Origin of the sequence: Klebsiella sp. X1-16S-Nf21 (assembly GCF_002837615.1) — a bacterium.
Taxonomy (GTDB): domain Bacteria; phylum Pseudomonadota; class Gammaproteobacteria; order Enterobacterales; family Enterobacteriaceae; genus Klebsiella; species Klebsiella variicola.
In genome coordinates this window covers 1-16,151 of the sequence record NZ_PJDK01000074.1, presented here as the reverse complement: position 1 = coordinate 16,151, position 16,151 = coordinate 1, and the positions used below count along the sequence as shown (strand labels likewise).

Annotated in this window: 16 protein-coding genes, 1 pseudogene and 1 other annotated feature; of the genes and pseudogenes, 4 read left to right on the top strand and 13 right to left on the bottom strand. The window is 61.9% G+C overall.

The window, feature by feature from the left end; translation table 11 throughout:
• Window positions 1–31: 31 nt before the first annotated feature.
• From hisIE to hisL, 9 genes are all read right to left on the bottom strand, one after another.
• Window positions 32–628 carry a bifunctional phosphoribosyl-AMP cyclohydrolase/phosphoribosyl-ATP diphosphatase HisIE gene (gene hisIE / locus CW267_RS24525; protein ID WP_008804111.1) on the bottom strand — a complete coding sequence of 199 codons (597 nt, stop codon included), beginning with the start codon at window positions 626–628 and terminating at the stop codon, window positions 32–34.
• Window positions 622–1,398 carry an imidazole glycerol phosphate synthase subunit HisF gene (gene hisF, locus CW267_RS24520; RefSeq protein WP_008804112.1) on the bottom strand — a complete coding sequence of 259 codons (777 nt, stop codon included), beginning with the start codon at window positions 1,396–1,398 and terminating at the stop codon, window positions 622–624. Before hisF ends, hisIE begins: the two co-directional genes overlap by 7 nt.
• A complete protein-coding gene (gene hisA / locus CW267_RS24515) occupies window positions 1,380–2,117 on the bottom strand; it encodes a 1-(5-phosphoribosyl)-5-[(5-phosphoribosylamino)methylideneamino]imidazole-4-carboxamide isomerase (RefSeq protein WP_004152515.1) in 738 nt (245 codons plus the stop codon). The genes hisF and hisA overlap by 19 nt, the downstream gene beginning before the upstream one ends.
• Window positions 2,117–2,707: an imidazole glycerol phosphate synthase subunit HisH gene (gene hisH / locus CW267_RS24510; RefSeq protein ID WP_008804113.1), complete on the bottom strand. Its 591-nt coding sequence runs from the start codon at window positions 2,705–2,707 to the stop codon at window positions 2,117–2,119. The genes hisA and hisH overlap by 1 nt, the downstream gene beginning before the upstream one ends.
• A complete protein-coding gene (gene hisB, locus CW267_RS24505; RefSeq protein WP_008804114.1) occupies window positions 2,707–3,774 on the bottom strand; it encodes a bifunctional histidinol-phosphatase/imidazoleglycerol-phosphate dehydratase HisB in 1,068 nt (355 codons plus the stop codon). The genes hisH and hisB overlap by 1 nt, the downstream gene beginning before the upstream one ends.
• Complete coding sequence (hisC, locus tag CW267_RS24500) at window positions 3,771–4,832, bottom strand: histidinol-phosphate transaminase (protein ID WP_012967604.1); 1,062 nt, start codon at window positions 4,830–4,832, stop codon at window positions 3,771–3,773. The genes hisB and hisC overlap by 4 nt, the downstream gene beginning before the upstream one ends.
• Window positions 4,829–6,133, bottom strand: coding sequence for a histidinol dehydrogenase (hisD, locus tag CW267_RS24495; protein WP_008804115.1), 1,305 nt, complete (start codon window positions 6,131–6,133; stop codon window positions 4,829–4,831). Before hisD ends, hisC begins: the two co-directional genes overlap by 4 nt.
• Before the next feature lie 39 nt (window positions 6,134–6,172).
• On the bottom strand, window positions 6,173–7,072 hold the full coding sequence (hisG, locus tag CW267_RS24490; RefSeq protein WP_002912152.1) for an ATP phosphoribosyltransferase: 900 nt from the start codon (window positions 7,070–7,072) through the stop codon (window positions 6,173–6,175).
• Between the two features lie 47 nt (window positions 7,073–7,119).
• Window positions 7,120–7,242: a sequence feature (His leader region), on the bottom strand.
• The gene (hisL, locus tag CW267_RS24485) at window positions 7,218–7,268 is read right to left on the bottom strand and encodes a his operon leader peptide (RefSeq protein ID WP_004899375.1); all 51 of its coding nucleotides are present in this window, start codon (window positions 7,266–7,268) and stop codon (window positions 7,218–7,220) included. (Overlaps the previous feature by 25 nt.)
• A 176-nt stretch (window positions 7,269–7,444) precedes the next feature.
• Between hisL and CW267_RS24480 the strand changes: the two genes are divergently transcribed.
• The 4 genes from CW267_RS24480 (at window position 7,445) to plaP (ending at window position 10,846) form a co-directional block, all read left to right on the top strand.
• Window positions 7,445–8,269, top strand: a complete 825-nt coding sequence (locus tag CW267_RS24480) for an SDR family oxidoreductase (protein WP_008804116.1) — start codon at window positions 7,445–7,447, stop codon at window positions 8,267–8,269.
• A 38-nt stretch (window positions 8,270–8,307) separates the two neighbouring features.
• Window positions 8,308–9,198 (top strand): LysR family transcriptional regulator, encoded by an 891-nt coding sequence (locus CW267_RS24475; protein ID WP_043875001.1) that lies wholly within the window; start codon window positions 8,308–8,310, stop codon window positions 9,196–9,198.
• A 237-nt stretch (window positions 9,199–9,435) separates the two neighbouring features.
• On the top strand, window positions 9,436–9,498 hold the full coding sequence (gene yoeI / locus CW267_RS31750) for a membrane protein YoeI (protein ID WP_096335043.1): 63 nt from the start codon (window positions 9,436–9,438) through the stop codon (window positions 9,496–9,498).
• Window positions 9,488–10,846 (top strand): putrescine/proton symporter PlaP, encoded by a 1,359-nt coding sequence (plaP, locus tag CW267_RS24465; RefSeq protein ID WP_004148994.1) that lies wholly within the window; start codon window positions 9,488–9,490, stop codon window positions 10,844–10,846. Before yoeI ends, plaP begins: the two co-directional genes overlap by 11 nt.
• A 1,133-nt stretch (window positions 10,847–11,979) precedes the next feature.
• Here the strand turns inward: plaP and CW267_RS24450 are convergent.
• The 4 genes and pseudogenes from CW267_RS24450 to CW267_RS24435 form a co-directional block, all read right to left on the bottom strand.
• Window positions 11,980–12,495, bottom strand: coding sequence for a nitrogen fixation protein NifQ (locus CW267_RS24450; RefSeq protein ID WP_048268597.1), 516 nt, complete (start codon window positions 12,493–12,495; stop codon window positions 11,980–11,982).
• The gene (gene nifB / locus CW267_RS24445) at window positions 12,495–13,901 is read right to left on the bottom strand and encodes a nitrogenase cofactor biosynthesis protein NifB (RefSeq protein ID WP_100781506.1); all 1,407 of its coding nucleotides are present in this window, start codon (window positions 13,899–13,901) and stop codon (window positions 12,495–12,497) included. Before nifB ends, CW267_RS24450 begins: the two co-directional genes overlap by 1 nt.
• A gap of 164 nt (window positions 13,902–14,065) precedes the next feature.
• Window positions 14,066–15,640, bottom strand: coding sequence for a nif-specific transcriptional activator NifA (nifA, locus tag CW267_RS24440; RefSeq protein ID WP_008804120.1), 1,575 nt, complete (start codon window positions 15,638–15,640; stop codon window positions 14,066–14,068).
• A pseudogene (locus CW267_RS24435) lies at window positions 15,637–16,151 on the bottom strand (ATP-binding protein); the annotation flags it as partial. The pseudogene CW267_RS24435 and the gene nifA, both read right to left, overlap by 4 nt.

Sequence of the window (16,151 nt, the reverse complement as noted above, 5' to 3'; positions counted from 1 at the left end):
TACCCCCGCCGTTGCGGCGGGGGTTAACGCGTTAGTGACGACTCTTCAGATTATCAATCACTTCCCCGAGATCCAGCCCCTGGTCCTGCAGCAGCACCAGCAGGTGGTACATCAGGTCCGACGCCTCATTCTTCAGCTCGAAGCGGTCGTTCACCGTGGCGGCCAGCGCGGTCTCGACGCCTTCTTCCCCCACTTTCTGCGCAATACGCTTGGTGCCGCTGGCGTACAGCTTCGCCGTGTAGGAGCTCTCCGGGTCGGCGTGCTTACGCTCGGCCAGCAGCTGCTCCAGCTGATAGAGGAACAGCCACTGGTGGCCGGTTTCGCCGAAGCAGCTGGTGGTGCCTTTATGGCAGGTCGGCCCGATCGGGTTCACCAGCACCAGCAGCGTATCGTTATCACAGTCCGGCGTGATGCTCACTACGTTGAGGACATTGCCCGAGGTTTCACCCTTGGTCCACAGCCGCTGTTTGGTGCGTGAGTAAAAGGTGACCTTGCCGGTGGCTTCGGTTTTCTCCAGCGCCTCCTTGTTCATGTAGCCCAGCATCAGCACTTCGCCGGATACGGCGTGCTGCACGATGGCCGGCATCATGCCGTCCGTTTTTTCCCAGTCCAGCTGTTCAGTCAACATACCCTTATCTCCACGCCCTGTGCCGCCAGGTACGCTTTCAGTTCGCCAATATTAATAATCTGTTTGTGGAATACCGAGGCCGCCAGCGCGCCGTCAACGTTGGCGTCGCGGAAGGCTTCGAGGAAGTGTTCCATGGTGCCCGCGCCGCCGGAGGCGATCAGCGGGACATGGCACACCGCGCGAACCTTCGCCAGCTGCTGCAGGTCGTAACCGTTGCGCACCCCGTCCTGGTTCATCATATTGAGGACGATCTCGCCCGCGCCGCGCTTCTGCACTTCCTCCACCCAGTCGAGGGTTTCCCACTGTGTCACCCGGGTGCGGGTCTCGTCGCCGGTATACTGGTTGACGTGATATTTGCCGGTCTCTGCATCAAACCAGGTATCAATCCCCACCACAATGCACTGCACGCCAAAGCGGTCGGCAAGGCGGGTGATCAGCGTCGGGTCGGCGAGAGCAGGGGAGTTAATCGAAATCTTATCGGCGCCGAAGGAGAGGATCTGCGCCGCGTCTTCCAGCGACTTGATCCCACCCGCCACGCAGAAAGGAATGTCGATCACTTCCGCCACGCGCGACACCCAGCTCTTGTCGACCACCCGACCGTCGCTGGAGGCGGTGATATCATAGAACACCAGTTCGTCGGCCCCTTCGTCGGCATAGCGCTTGGCCAGCGGGACGATGTCGCCAATGATCTCGTGATTACGGAACTGCACGCCTTTCACTACCTGGCCGTCGCGGACGTCGAGGCAGGGGATTATCCGTTTTGCCAGCATTGAATGGCCTCCGTTACGTTGAATTTACCTTCCAGCAGCGCGCGACCGACAATCACGCCGCGCACCCCGGTGCCGCGCAGCGCGGCAATATCTTTGAGATCGCCGATGCCGCCGGATGACTGAAACGCCACCTGCGGGTAGCGGGCGCAGACTTCCTCGTACAGCGAGACGTTAGAGCCTGCCAGGGTGCCGTCGCGGGAGATATCGGTGCACAGCACATGCTGCAGGCCGACCGGCAGATAACTCTCCACCAGCTCCTCCAGCGTCACGCCGGAGTTTTCCTGCCAGCCGCTGACTGCCACCTGCTTGTTGCCGTCGGCGTCAATGCGCACGTCGAGCGCCAGCACCAGCCGCTCAGGGCCAAAGCGTTTAAACCAGCCTTTCACTTCCTCCGGGGATTTCACCGCGGTGGAGCCGACCACCACGCGGGCGACGCCGGCCTCAAGCAGGGCCGCGACATCCGCTTCGGTCCGCACGCCGCCGCCAACCTGTACCGGGACGTCAACGCCGGCGACCAGCGATTTCAGCAAGGGGATCTGGCGTTTCGCCGGATCCTTCGCCCCGGTCAGGTCGACCAGGTGCAGGACTTCCGCCCCCTGAGCGGCATAGGACTGCAGGCGCGGCAGCGGATCGCTGCCATAGTCGCGCTGCTGGCCGTAATCGCCCTGGTGGAGACGAACGACGGTGCCGTCGATTAAATCTAAAGCAGGAATAATCATCACATCTCCAGGAAGTTTTTCAGCAGCTGCGCCCCGGCGCTCCCGGAGCGCTCCGGGTGGAACTGCACGCCAAAGAAGTTATCTTTCTGCACCGCGGCGGTGAACGCCTCGCCGTAATTGCACTGGGCGATGGTATACGGGTTGACCGGCATGGCGTAGCTGTGCACGAAGTAGAAATACGCGCCTTCTTCAATGCCGCGGAACAGACGATCGCCTGCTTTGGCATACACCCGGTTCCAGCCCATGTGCGGCAACGGCAGACCGTGGTCGGTCATCTTCGGCACCTCTTCTTCGATAATGCCCAGCAGATCGACGCCGTTGTTCTCCTCGCTGCGCTTGCCGAGCAGCTGCATGCCCAGGCAAATCCCCAGCACCGGCTGGGTACAGGCTTTGATCAGGTCGATCAGATCGCGGTCGCGCAGCTGGTCCATCGCCGCCTGGGCGGTGCCGACGCCGGGAAGGAACAGTTTATCGGCACGCAATACCACCTCCGGATCGCGGCTGACCACCGGCTCATAGCCGTGGCGGCCAATCGCCGATTTCACCGAATTGAGGTTGGCGCACCCGGTATCAAGGATCACCACATTCATCACAGCACCCCTTTGGAAGACGGCAGGGCATCGCCCTGGACGCGGATCGCCTGGCGCAGCGTACGGCCAAAGGCTTTGAACAGGCTCTCCACGCGGTGGTGATCGTTCTTGCCCTTGGTTTTCAGGTGCAGGGTCACCGCCATGGTGTAAGAGAGCGAGCGGAAGAAGTGTTCCACCATCTCGGTGCTCAGATCGCCGACGCGCTGATAGGTGAAGTCCGCCTTATACTCCAGGTGCGGACGGCCGGAGATATCCAGCGCGCAGCGGGCGAGACACTCGTCCATCGGCAGCACGAAGCCGAAGCGGTTGATGCCGCGCTTGTCGCCAAGCGCCAGCTTCAGGGCTTCGCCGAGGGCCAGGCCGGTATCTTCCACGGTGTGATGATCGTCGATGTACAGATCGCCGCCGACGTTGATCTCCATGCGGAAGCCGCCATGGGTGGCGATTTGGTCGAGCATATGGTCAAAAAAGCCGACGCCGGTGTGGATCTTGCTGCCGCCTTCGCGGTCCAGCCACACCTTCACGTCCACCTGGGTCTCTTTGGTGATGCGCTCGACGTGGGCATAGCGGTCGCGGCGGGTCAGCTGCTCGCTGATGGTCGGCCAGTCCAGGGTCTCACGGTCATAGCGCAGGCCGGTAATCCCCATGTTATCCGCCAGCTCAAGGTCGGTGGCCCGGTCGCCAATCACATAGCTGTGGCTTTTATCCAGTACGCCGTCTTCCAGCCACGGCAGCACCAGCTGCGTTTTCGGTTTGCGGCAGGCGCAGTTGTCGCCCGGGAAGTGCGGACAAATCAGCACCTCTTCGAAATTGACGCCCTGCGAGGCGAAGATCTGCATCATCAGGTTGTGCGGGCCATCAAATGCTTCCTGCGGCAGACTGTCGGTTCCCAGGCCATCCTGGTTGGTGATCATCACCAGCTTATAGCCTTCCTGCTGCAGCTTCAGCAGCGCCGGGATCACCTGCGGCTCAAACGCCAGCTTGTCGAAACGGTCCACCTGGAAATCCACCGGCGGTTCGGAAATCAGGGTGCCGTCACGGTCAATAAAGAGATACTTCTGGGTCATACATTCTCCGCAGTCAAGGCGTCAATCACGCGCTGGCTCTCAGCACGGGTACCGATAGTGATACGCAAACAGCCGCTCAATGAAGGTTGTTTATTCTGGTCACGTAAGATAATGCCCTGATCCCACAAAGATTTAAACACTGCGCTGGAGGCGGTTATCCGCGCCAGAACGTAGTTCGCCTCGGAATCGAAGACCTGCTCCACGCAGGCGATGCCGCGCAGCTGTTCCACCAGGTAGCGGCGCTCGTCGAGGATCTGCGCCACGCGCTGGCGCATCGCCGCGATGCCTTCCGCGCTCAGCGCCTGGGCGGCGATATCGGCCACTGGCGTGGAGAGCGGATACGGAGCGATCACTTTCAGCAGCACGTTAATCACCTCGGCGTTGGCGAGGGTGAAACCGCAGCGCAGGCCGGCGAGGGCGAAGGCTTTGGACAGCGTGCGCAGCACCACCAGGTGCGGATAGTCGCTGAGCCAGCCGGCGAGCGTCGCCTGCGGGCAGAATTCAATATAGGCTTCGTCGGCGACCACGATGGCTTTATCGCGAGTCATCTCCAGCAGGTCGCGTATCGACTGCGGATCGATGATCTGACCGGTCGGGTTGTTCGGGCTGCAGACAAAGACCACCTTCACGCCGTCCAGCTGCGCCTCGATACCCGGCAGGTCGAGCTGCCAGTCGGCGAGGGTCGGCACGGTGCGGCATTCGACGCCGATGGTCTCGGCGCTGACGCTGTACATGCCGTAGGTGGGCGGGCAGTAGAGTAGCGCGTCTTTGCCGGGCTCACAGAAAGCGCGGATCAGCAGCTCAATCCCTTCGTCGGCGCCGCGGCTGACCAGCACCTGCTCCGGTTTGACGTCGGCGTAGCGGGCGTAGCTCTCGATGACTGCCTTCGGCTGCGGCTCCGGATAGCGGTTCATCGTTTGCGCGGTAAGCTGGAAAGCCACGGCGGTCGGGAATTCGTTGGCGTTCAGCCAGACGTCGCCTTTGCCGCCCAGACGGCGAGCGGATTGATACGGGGTCAGCGCACGGACGTTGGCGCGGGCTAAATCTTCAATGCTCATGCTTGCTCCTTCAGGGCGGCAACGCGCAGCGTTACGGCGTTTTTGTGGGCGTCAAGGCGCTCGGCGGCGGCCAGGATCTCAATCGTTGAGGCGAGGGCGGCAAAGCCGTCGCGCGACAGCTCCTGCACGGTCATCCGCTTCTGGAAGTCGGCCAGGCCGAGGCTCGAACAGGTGGCGGTATACCCATAGGTCGGCAGGACGTGGTTGGTGCCCGAGGCGTAATCGCCCGCGGATTCCGGTGACCAGTCGCCGAGGAAAACCGAACCGGCGCTGGTGATGCTGTCCACCAGCTCGCGGGCCTGACGGGTCTGAATGATCAGGTGCTCCGGACCATACTGGTTGGAGATAGCCACGCACTGCGCCAGGTCGCGGGCCACGATGATCCGGCTGGCGGAGAGGGCCACGCGGGCGGTTTCCGCGCGCGGCAGGGCGGCCAGCTGGCGTTCGACGGCCTCAGCGACGCGACTGCCGAGGTCGGCGTCCGGGGTCAGGAGGATCACCTGCGAGTCCGGGCCGTGTTCCGCCTGCGACAGCAGGTCGGAGGCGACAAAGTCCGGGGTGGCGCCGCTATCGGCGATCACCAGCACTTCCGACGGACCGGCCGGCATGTCGATGGCTGCGCCGTCCAGACGCTGGCTGACCTGACGTTTGGCTTCCGTGACGTAAGCGTTACCCGGGCCAAAGATTTTATCCACCTTCGGCACCGACTCGGTCCCGAGGGCGAGGGCGGCGATAGCCTGGGCGCCGCCAACGTTAAAGATGGTTTTCACGCCGCACAGCTGCGCGGCATAGAGGATCTCATCGGCGATCGGCGGCGGCGAGCAGAGCACCACCTGCTGACAGCCGGCGATGCGCGCCGGCGTCGCCAGCATCAGCACCGTGGAGAACAGCGGCGCCGAGCCGCCCGGAATATACAGCCCGACGGAGGCGATAGGGCGGGTGACCTGCTGGCAGCGCACCCCCGGCAGCGTTTCGACATCCACCGCCTGCAGCTGTTGCGCGTTGTGGAAGGTCTCGATGTTTTTCACCGCCACCGCCATCGCCTGCTTCAGCTCGTCGCTGAGGCGTTCGCCGGCGGCGGCGATCTCCGCCTCGCTCACCTGCAGCGCGGCGACGGTGGTTTTATCAAACTTCGCGCTGTATTCGCGCAGCGCCGCGTCGCCGTTGGCTTTGACGTTATCGAGGATCTCCGCCACCGTTTTACTGATGCTGTCGGAGGCGGAAATCGCCGGGCGCGTTAAGAGTTGTTGCTGTTGGTCTGCGCTACAGCCGTTCCAGTCGATGATTGTGTTGAAGCTCATGATTGTTTTCCCCTGTGTGTCCCGTGACCGGCTGGCCGATTACTCCATCATCTTCTCAATCGGCAGCACCAGAATGGAGCTGGCGCCCAGCGCTTTCAGTTTTTCCATGGTCTCCCAGAACAGGGTTTCGCTGCTGACCATGTGCATCGCCACGCGCTGCTTGTCGCCTGCCAGCGGCAGAATAGTCGGACGCTCGGCGCCCGGCAGCAGGGCAACCACTTCTTCCAGGCGTTCGGTCGGAGCGTGCATCATGATGTATTTCGACTCGCGGGCCTGGATCACGCCCTGAATACGGGTCAGCAGGCGGTCAATCAGCTGCTGTTTGGCGTCGGCCATCTCGCCGTCGCGCTGGATCAGGCAGGCTTTGGAGCGGTAGATCACTTCCACTTCGCGCAGGCCGTTGGCTTCCAGGGTGGCGCCGGTGGAGACGAGGTCGCAGATGGCGTCGGCGAGGCCGGCGCGCGGCGCCACTTCCACGGAGCCGTTCAGCAGACAGGATTTAAAGGAGATACCTTTTTGATCGAGGTAGCGCTTCAGCAGGTGTGGGTAAGAGGTGGCGATGCGTTTGCCGTCCAGCGCCGCCGGGCCGTTCCAGGCTTCATCCACCGGGGTCGCCAGCGACAGGCGGCAGCCGCCGAAGTCGAGACGGCGCAGGGTGAAGTAGCGCGGGTCTTCGCCCTGAGCGCGGCGGCTGAGCAGCTCTTCTTCCAGCACGTTTTCGCCGATAATGCCGAGGTCGACAACACCGTCCATCACCAGGCCCGGGATATCGTCATCACGCACGCGCAGAATGTCGATTGGCATATTTTCCGCCAGCGCAATCAGACGCTGGGTGTGCAAATTGACTTTAATGCCGCAGCGGCTGAGTAATTCGCGTGAATCTTCGCTTAAACGGCCTGATTTCTGAATAGCTATGCGTAAACGGGTGTTGTCTAACATTGTTCTTTTCCTCTGAATACCTGTCTGAATCTGTCCGAATTTGGTCCAAAAAAAAGCCCCCGGAAGTGAATCTTCCGGGGGCTCTCTGCGCGTTCATGCACCACTGGAAGATCCAAATGTCTTCCAGCACACATCGCCTGAAAGACTAGTCAGGATGATGGTGATGATGGTGGTGTTTAAATTGAACGCGGTTCATAAAAATTCTCTGTGAATGACTATGCATTTGATGTCCTTTAACCTAAACCACTTCCGCCGCAGAAAGCAAGGGCTTTTTTCTATCATTAATTCATTTCACATTGAGCGAAGAAATTGTCAGTTGCCGCTGGCTGGCGTAGCCTGTAATTAGCACAGCGAAAGAGTCAGGAGCCTGGGATGAAAAAGGTCGCGATAGTCGGTTTGGGATGGCTGGGAATGCCGCTGGCGCTGTCATTGATGGCGCGAGGTTGGCAGGTCACCGGCAGTAAAACCACGCAGGATGGCGTGGAGGCGGCGCGGATGTGCGGGATTGACAGCTATCCGCTGCGCCTGGAGCCGCAGCTGGTCTGTGATACCGAGGACCTCGACGCGCTGATGAACGTCGATGCGCTGGTGATCACGCTGCCGGCCCGGCGTACCGGGGCGGGAGAAGGGTTTTATCTGCAGGCGGTGCAGGAGATTGTCGATACCGCGCTGGCGCACCATATTCCGCGGATCGTCTTCACCAGTTCCACCTCGGTGTATGGCAACGTCAATGGCACGGTGAAAGAGAACTCCCCGCGTCTGCCGCAAACCGCCAGCGGGCAGGTGCTCAAGGAGCTGGAGGACTGGCTGCACAACCTGCCGGGAACCTCGGTGGATATTCTGCGTCTGGCCGGGCTGGTGGGGCCTTCCCGTCATCCGGGACGTTTTTTTGCCGGCAAGTCGGCGCCGGATGGCCAGCACGTGGTCAATCTGGTGCATTTGCAGGATGTGGTGGCCGCTATCGAACTGCTGTTGCAGGCCCCGAAGGGCGGGCACATCTATAATCTATGTGCGCCCCGCCATCCGGCGCGTGGCCTCTTTTATCCGCAAATGGCCCGTGAACTGGGGCTGCCGCCGCCGGTGTTCAGCGACAGCCCGGACGGCGGTCAGGGCAAGATTGTGGATGGCAATCGTATCTGCAATGAGCTGGGGTTTGAGTACCAGTACCCCGATCCGCTGGTGATGCCGATGGAGTGATCTACCAGCGGTGATTCGCATACCGTAAGGGGGTAGCGATGAAACCACTGCTGGATGTCCTCGTGATCCTCGACGCGCTGGAAAAAGAGGGGAGCTTTGCCGCCGCGTCGGCAAAGCTCTTTAAAACGCCCTCAGCGCTGAGCTACACCATTCACCGGCTGGAAAGCGATCTCAATATTCAGCTGCTCGACCGCAGCGGCCACCGCGCGCGCTTTACCCCCACCGGACAAATGCTGCTGGAGAAAGGGCGGGAAGTGCTGCATATCGCCCGCGAACTGGAGATCCGGGCGGTCAAGCTGCAGCAGGGGTGGGAACACACCCTCCGCCTGGCGGTGGACTGCACTTTTCCCGTGACGCAGCTTTCGCCGCTGATTGCCGCATTTTATCAACAACAGCCGCTGACCCGGCTGCACTTCACGCAGAACCCCTCGCTGCTGGACTGGCGGCCGCTGACCGACGGGCAGGCCGATCTGCTGCTGGGCGCCCTTGGCGAGCCGCCGCCGCTGAGCGGTTATGACTATCTCCCCCTCGGCGAGCTGGAGCTGCTGCTGGTGGTTTCCCCGCAGCATCCGCTGGCGCGACACCGCGCTCCGCTGAGCTGGCGGACCCTGCGCCGTTATCGGGCGGTGGCCACCGGCGAGGGCGGGGCGCTGCTCAGCGATCAGGAGACCCTGACGGTGTGTGACGCCGCGGGGCAGCTGGCGCTGCTGCGCATGGGGCTGGGCTGGGGCTGTCTGCCGCGTTACCAGGTGCAGGGGCTGCTGGAGAGCGGCGAGCTCATCAGCATGGCGGTTCGCGGGCTGTCGCCCCGCCAGCATGCCTGGATCGCCTGGAATGACGCCACCTGCGGTTTGGCCAGCAAATGGTGGCGGGAAACGCTATTAGCAAATAGTGCTATTTTTACAATTTATCATACGGAAATCGTATAGATATTAGCATGTTAAAAAATACGCTTACGCAATGAACTTCATAACATCTTGTCAACGCCGTTGAATTTGTTGCAAAATATGCGGCCTGAAAACCAGAGACTAGCCGACGCTTTTTTTAAAAGTGTCGGTTATTTTTTTGGTCGAAAGACACATCATTCAATACCAAGAGGCCGGGCTTCGTACCGGATAGATATTTACTAAAAACCGACAGTCGTTGTCGCTGAGGAATAGAAAGAAATGGGGCAATTTTTTGCTTACGCGCTGGCGTTCACCGTAAAAGGGGATAACTATGTCGCATAACGCTACTCCAAATACCTCTCGCGTGGAATTACGTAAAACGCTTACGTTAGTTCCGGTTGTAATGATGGGCCTGGCCTATATGCAGCCGATGACGCTGTTCGATACGTTTGGTATCGTCTCTGGTATGACCGACGGTCACGTGCCGACGGCCTACGCCTTTGCGTTAATCGCCATTCTGTTTACTGCCCTGAGCTATGGCAAGCTGGTACGTCGTTACCCTTCTGCCGGCTCGGCGTATACCTATGCGCAGAAATCCATCAGCCCGACCGTCGGCTTTATGGTGGGTTGGTCCTCGCTGCTCGACTACCTGTTCGCGCCGATGATCAACATTCTGCTGGCGAAAATCTATTTTGAAGCGCTGGTGCCTTCGATTCCGTCGTGGGTGTTTGTTATCGCGCTGGTCGCCTTTATGACCGCCTTTAACCTGCGCAGTATTAAATCCGTGGCCAACTTCAACACCGTGATCGTGGTGCTGCAGGTGGTGCTGATTGCCGTTATTCTCGGCATGGTGATTTATGGCGTGTTTGAAGGCGAAGGCGCCGGTACGCTGGCCAGCAGCCGTCCGTTCTGGTCCGGTGACGCGCACGTGATCCCGATGATTACCGGGGCGACGATCCTGTGCTTCTCGTTTACCGGCTTCGACGGCATCAGCAACCTGTCTGAAGAGACCAAAGATGCAGAGCGCGTCATCCCGCGGGCGATTTTCCTGACCGCGCTGATTGGCGGCCTGATCTTTATCTTTGCCACCTACTTCCTGCAGCTGTACTTCCCGGACATCTCTCGCTTTAAAGATCCGGATGCGTCACAGCCGGAAATTATGCTCTACGTAGCAGGTAAAGCCTTCCAGGTTGGCGCGCTGATCTTCTCCACCATCACCGTGCTGGCGTCCGGTATGGCGGCGCACGCTGGCGTGGCGCGTCTGATGTACGTGATGGGCCGCGACGGCGTGTTCCCGAAAAGCTTCTTCGGCTACGTCCACCCGACCTGGCGCACCCCGGCGATGAACATCATCCTGGTCGGCGCTATCGCGCTGCTGGCGATTAACTTCGACCTGGTGATGGCGACGGCGCTGATTAACTTTGGTGCGCTGGTAGCGTTTACCTTCGTTAACCTGTCGGTGATTTCGCAGTTCTGGATCCGTGAGAAACGCAACAAGACGCTGAAAGACCACTTCCAGTATCTGTTCCTGCCGATGTGCGGCGCCCTGACCGTTGGCGCGCTGTGGGTCAACCTGGAAGAGAGCTCGATGATTCTGGGCCTGATCTGGGCCGGTATCGGTCTGGTCTATCTGGCCTGCGTGACCAAAAGCTTCCGCAACCCGGTGCCGCAGTATGAAGATGTGGCCTAAGGCATAGCGTGATGTAAATGAGAAAAGCCGGAGGGAAACCTCCGGCTTTTTTTTCGTTTGGCCCGGTGCGATACCTTTTGCCCGGCGGCGCTGCGCTTGCGCGGGCCTACGGTGATGGTTAACCATCTGAAATTTAATGGTTATGTAGGCCGGGTCAGGCGCAGCCGCCACCCGGCAATATGTTGGGCACGGAAACGACGACCGGACGGTTCCCTCTCCCTCCGGGAGAGGGTTAGGGTGAGGGGAAGCACTGCAGTGTGGTTGTTTATGTTATCTGTGGCTTCAGCGCACATTGCGCTCCCGGTTAGTCTTCTGCGTTATGTCTCTCATGGCGCAGGGAGCGCACAGGGGGCGGCCAGTCGCCGCCGCCCCCTGTACCCCCGGGCTCCGGCCGGCAAAATCGCCACTGCGTGGTACCTTCGACTTTTCCCTGCAGGCTTCGGGTCGGGCCGAGGCAGCGTCCGTGCAAAACACGGCCCTCAGCCCGCATCCATGCGGGCTGCCCCGGCCTGCCGGGAACGTCTCAGCGATTTTGAGGCCGCCAGCACCGGCAGTTTCAGTGGCTCCTGATCCAGTGGTGATTTGGGGTTGTAGGCTGGGTCAGGCGCAGCTGCCACCCGGCAATATGTTGGGCACGGAAACGACGACCGGACGGTTCCCTCTCCCTCCGGGAGAGGGTTAGGGTGAGGGGAAGCACTGCAGTGTGGTTGTTTATGTTATCTGTGGCTTTAGCGTAGTTTGCGCTCCCGATTAGTCTTCTGCGTTATGTCTCTCATGGCGCAGGGAGCGCACAGGGGGCGGCCAGTCGCCGCCGCCCCCTGTACCCCCGGGCTCCGGCCAGCAAAATCGCCACTGCGTGGTACCTTCGACTTTTCCCTGCAGGCTTCGGGTCGGGCCGAGGCAGCGTCCGTGCAAAACACGGCCCTCAGCCCGCATCCATGCGGGCTGCCCCGGCCTGCCGGGAACGTCTCAGCGATTTTGAGGCCGCCAGCACCGGCAGTTTCAGTGGCCCCTGATCCAGTGGTGATTTGGGGTTGTAGGCCGGGTAAGCGAAGCGCCACCCGGCAGAAACCCGCGTAAAGGGGTTAAATGCGTGTGTGGTTGGGTCAGCCGCAGGGGGAGCTGCGGCTTATTTATTGCGGAGGCGGTTCGAAGCAGAGGCTGCGCTCCAGGCACTCGTCGCAGCTCGGCGATCGGCAGACAATCTCCCCCTGCGACTGCAGGCAGCGCTGGCGGTAAAAGAACTTTTTCCAGCGCATATGGTGGACGTTCTGCACCACCAGCAGTGGAAAGCAGTCGCTCATCAGTCGGCCCAGTTCCGCCCGCGAATCGAGTCCCAGATCCTCCCACAGATGGTTAAACGCCAGCGCTACCTCGGCAACGATCTGCGCCATCGGTTCGGCCCCCGGCGCCATCCACTCCGTCAGCCACTGCCCCAGCTGCCGACGCTCTTCGTCGCGGGTGGCATTCAGCTCGGTCATCAGCCGACGGCGGCTCAGCGTCGCGCTGTCCAGCGGCGTCGCCACCTCGCCCAGCCGCTGCTGCAGCGCCCGCCATGCCGCGGGAGTCAGCCCCATCCGCAGCGGAAAGCAGCCTTTTCCGGCGTGATACAATCGCCACAGGCGGGTCAACCAGTCGACCGGCGCCATCAGGCGACCCCCTGACGCAGACGCGATGCCGCCAGGCTCTGGCGCCGCCGCTGCCACCAGGCAGGCAGCACCTCGGCGACCGAACGCCACGCGCCGTCCACCTGCGGCTCAATGCCCTGCAATTCCAGCTGCTGCCATGGCGTATGGCCGATACGCACGCAGAACACCGCTTTTACGTCGGCGAGCAGCGCCAGCAGCGCCGCCAGTCTGGCCTCGTTCTCCTGTGGATCACACTCCTCTTCGCCGCGGCAATATTTTGGCGTAAAGCGCTCGCCCACCAGCACCATACCGGCGGCCGACAGGCTGTAGATCGAGAAGCGGTCGGCATGGCCAAAATGACAGTCAATGACCTCGCCGTGGCGGGAGGCCACGGCCACCAGACAGGCGTCATCCGCGTCCGACTCCCCCTGCGTAGCGAGGCTGGCATGAAGTTCGGCGCGCTGGTGGAGGATGGGCAGCCAGTCGGGGAGGCTGTCCGGGTCCGGCAGCCGGGTGAACTGCTGGCTGCGATCTTCGCCCAGCATGCCGATGGCGTCGGCACGGCACTGATGGCAGTGGGTCATCTGCGGCATCACCTCCCCGCACTGGCTGCGGATCGCGGCGAGCATCACGGCGTCCGGCTCCGGCTGGCCGTTGAGACCAAAGACCGTGCCGTGCTCCGGTCTGGCAATCAGCGGCATAATATTGTGAATAAACGCGCCGCTTTCCCGCAAACGACGGCCGACCTCGGCCATGCCGCCGTCGTTGATCCCCGGGATCAGCACCGAGTTTATCTTGACCAGCACTCCCGCGGCGGTCAGCCTGCGGACTCCTTCAAGCTGGCGGGCAATCAGGATCTCCCCGGCTTCCCGGCCGCGGTAGCGTTCGCCGTCGAGCCACAGCCAGGCATAGATTTGCCCGGCGATATCGGCATCCAGGGTATTGATGGTCACCGTGACGTGATCCACGCCGACCTCCAGCAGGCGATCGACCGCGTCGGGCAGCATCAGCCCGTTGGTCGACAGGCATAATTTGAGATCCGGAAGCTGGTCGCGGACCAGCTCCAGGGTGCGGAAGGTGCGGGTCATATTGGCCAGCGGATCGCCGGGCCCGGCTATGCCGACCACCGACAGCTGCGGGATGGCCTGGGCCACCTGGCGCACTTTCAACACCGCCTGCTCGGGAGTCAGCAGCGTCGATGACACCCCGGGACGGGACTCATTGCTGCAGTCGAATTTACGGTTGCAGTAGTTGCACTGCAGATTGCAGGCCGGGGCGACCGGAAGATGCATCCGGGCGAAACGGTGGTGCCCGCTGCGGGAGTAGCAGGGGTGCGCGGCGACCTTGTCGGCCACCCGCGGCGCTAACGCGCTGGCGTCCGCCGACTGACAGGCGTTACCGCCGGAAAAAGAAGAGCAGAAAGTCATGGTCGTACCTTCATGGTTGGGCGATACCTTCCTGCTGCAAACGACGTACCAGTGACGAATTTTTTATCTGGCTGAAAAATAAAGCATTATCCCGCATCCCTGCGGCACAACATTGTCGCGTTCCTGCCGCACTGACGACAATGTCCTGAACCTGACACCGCGGCCTACAGACGCGGCAGGGTGATATCCATGATCTGGATCCGATAAGCGACCTGGCGCGGCGTCATCCCCAGCAGCCGTGCCGCCTTGGCCTGCACCCAGCCGGCTTTTTCCAGCGCGGCGATCAGTCGCTGACGTTCGTCCAGGCTGTTGTCCAGCCAGCTGTCTTCCGCTGGCCCGCTGGCAGGCAGGGCTTTGGCGGGACGATCCTGGTGAGTGAAGAGGATCACGTCGCGATCGATCAGGCCACTCTCCGACATCACCGCCGATCGTTCGAGGCAGTTCTCCAGTTCGCGAACGTTACCCGGCCAGCTGTACTCCATCAGCAGGCGGATCGCGCCCTCGCTGATCCGCAGCGTGCGCCCCTGATGCTGGCCGATTTTGCGCACCAGGAAGTGCGCCAGCTCGGCGATGTCCTCCTGACGCTCGCGCAGCGGGGGTAGGGCGATGGGCATCACGTTCAGACGATAGTAGAGATCCTCGCGGAAATGGCCCAGCCGGACCTCCTCCTCCAGGTGACGGTTGGTGGCGGCGATGATGCGGACATTCACCCGCAGGGTCTCATCGCCGCCGACCCGCTCCATCTCCCCCTCCTGGAGGATACGCAGCAGCTTGGCCTGGAACGATGCGCTGCTTTCACCAATCTCATCGAGGAACAGGGTGCCGCCATCCGCCAGCTCAAAACGTCCTTTACGCTGACGCACCGCCCCGGTAAAGGCGCCTTTCTCATGGCCGAACAGTTCGCTTTCCAGCAGGGTGTCCGGCAGCGCCGCGCAGTTAAATTTGACGAAGGCGGCACCAGCCCGTGGCGAATGGTGATGGATGGCGTTGGCGATCAGCTCTTTCCCGGTGCCGCTTTCGCCGCGTACCAGCACGGTGGTGTCCCAGCGCGAGACCTGACGGATCACCTCCACGATCTGGCGCATCGCCGGGCTCTTGCCGACCATATTGTCAAGGCCCACGCCGCGGGACGACGAGCAGGCCGGCGGCCGTTCCACCTTCGGCGGCTGGCGGCTCGACAGGGCGGGTGAGGCCGGAAGGATCATCAGCCGGATGGTCTGGGCGACGAGGTTGGCGACGGTTTCGAGAAAACGGGTGCAGGCCGGCAGCCGCTCTTCCTGGCGCGCCATCGGCTGGGCCGCCAGCACCCCTATTGGCCGGGCGTTGGGCCCCATCAACGGTACGGCGATAAACGGCAGATCGTAATCGTAGAGGCTCAGGCGGTCGAGAAAACGCTGATCGTCGGCGACCCGGGGCAGCACCAGCGACTGCCCCTGGGCCAGCACGGTCCCCACCAGTCCCTCGCCGGGGCGATAGCGGATCTGCGTGCTGCCGGGGAGGGGCTGCTGGCCGGTTTGCTGCAGCGCTTCGATACTGAGGATCTCCTGCTCGCTGTCGTACAGGCAGATCATCCCGTGCTGCATAAAAGCATCGTTGTGCAATACGCTGAGCACCTCCTGCAACGTTTTGCTGGCCTCGGTGGCCCGGCTCAGCACCACGCTTATCCGCTGCATGGCGGTGAACTGCTGAGAGAGGTCGAAGCGTCTGACGGTGGTGTCCGGGTCGGATTCAGGGATCATGCTTCACCTCCGGTCAGGGTGTTAAACAGCGGGAAACGCAGGGTCAGGCAGGTGCCGCCCTGCGGTCGGGAAGCCAGCTCAATGGCCCCGCGATGATGCGCCACCAGGGTCTGGATCAGCCGCAGCTCCATGCCTTTACCCGGCGAGTTCAGCGCGTCGGGGGAGTGGGCGTAGCGCACCTGCAGCAGCGGTACGTTGTCAGTCAGGTACAGCGACAGCCAGCCGTCGTTCTCCTCGGCATAGAGCTGCATCGCCAGCGGCACGGAGGGCAATTCGGCGGCGAGGGCCAGGGTGCGGTCGAGCCACAGGCTTAAGCACGCCAGCAGTGGGGTGCGCTGGCCAAAGCCGATCAGATGCGGTGAGGCCATGTCGACCTGCAGCCCGTCGGGATCGAAGCGGGTACGGTAGAGGGCGCACAGATCGTCGAAAAAGGGCTGCAGCGGCCAGACGGCGGGGTTTTCGAGTTCCAGCGATGGGCGACAGCGCTGGAGCCGCGCCATCGCCTCTTCCC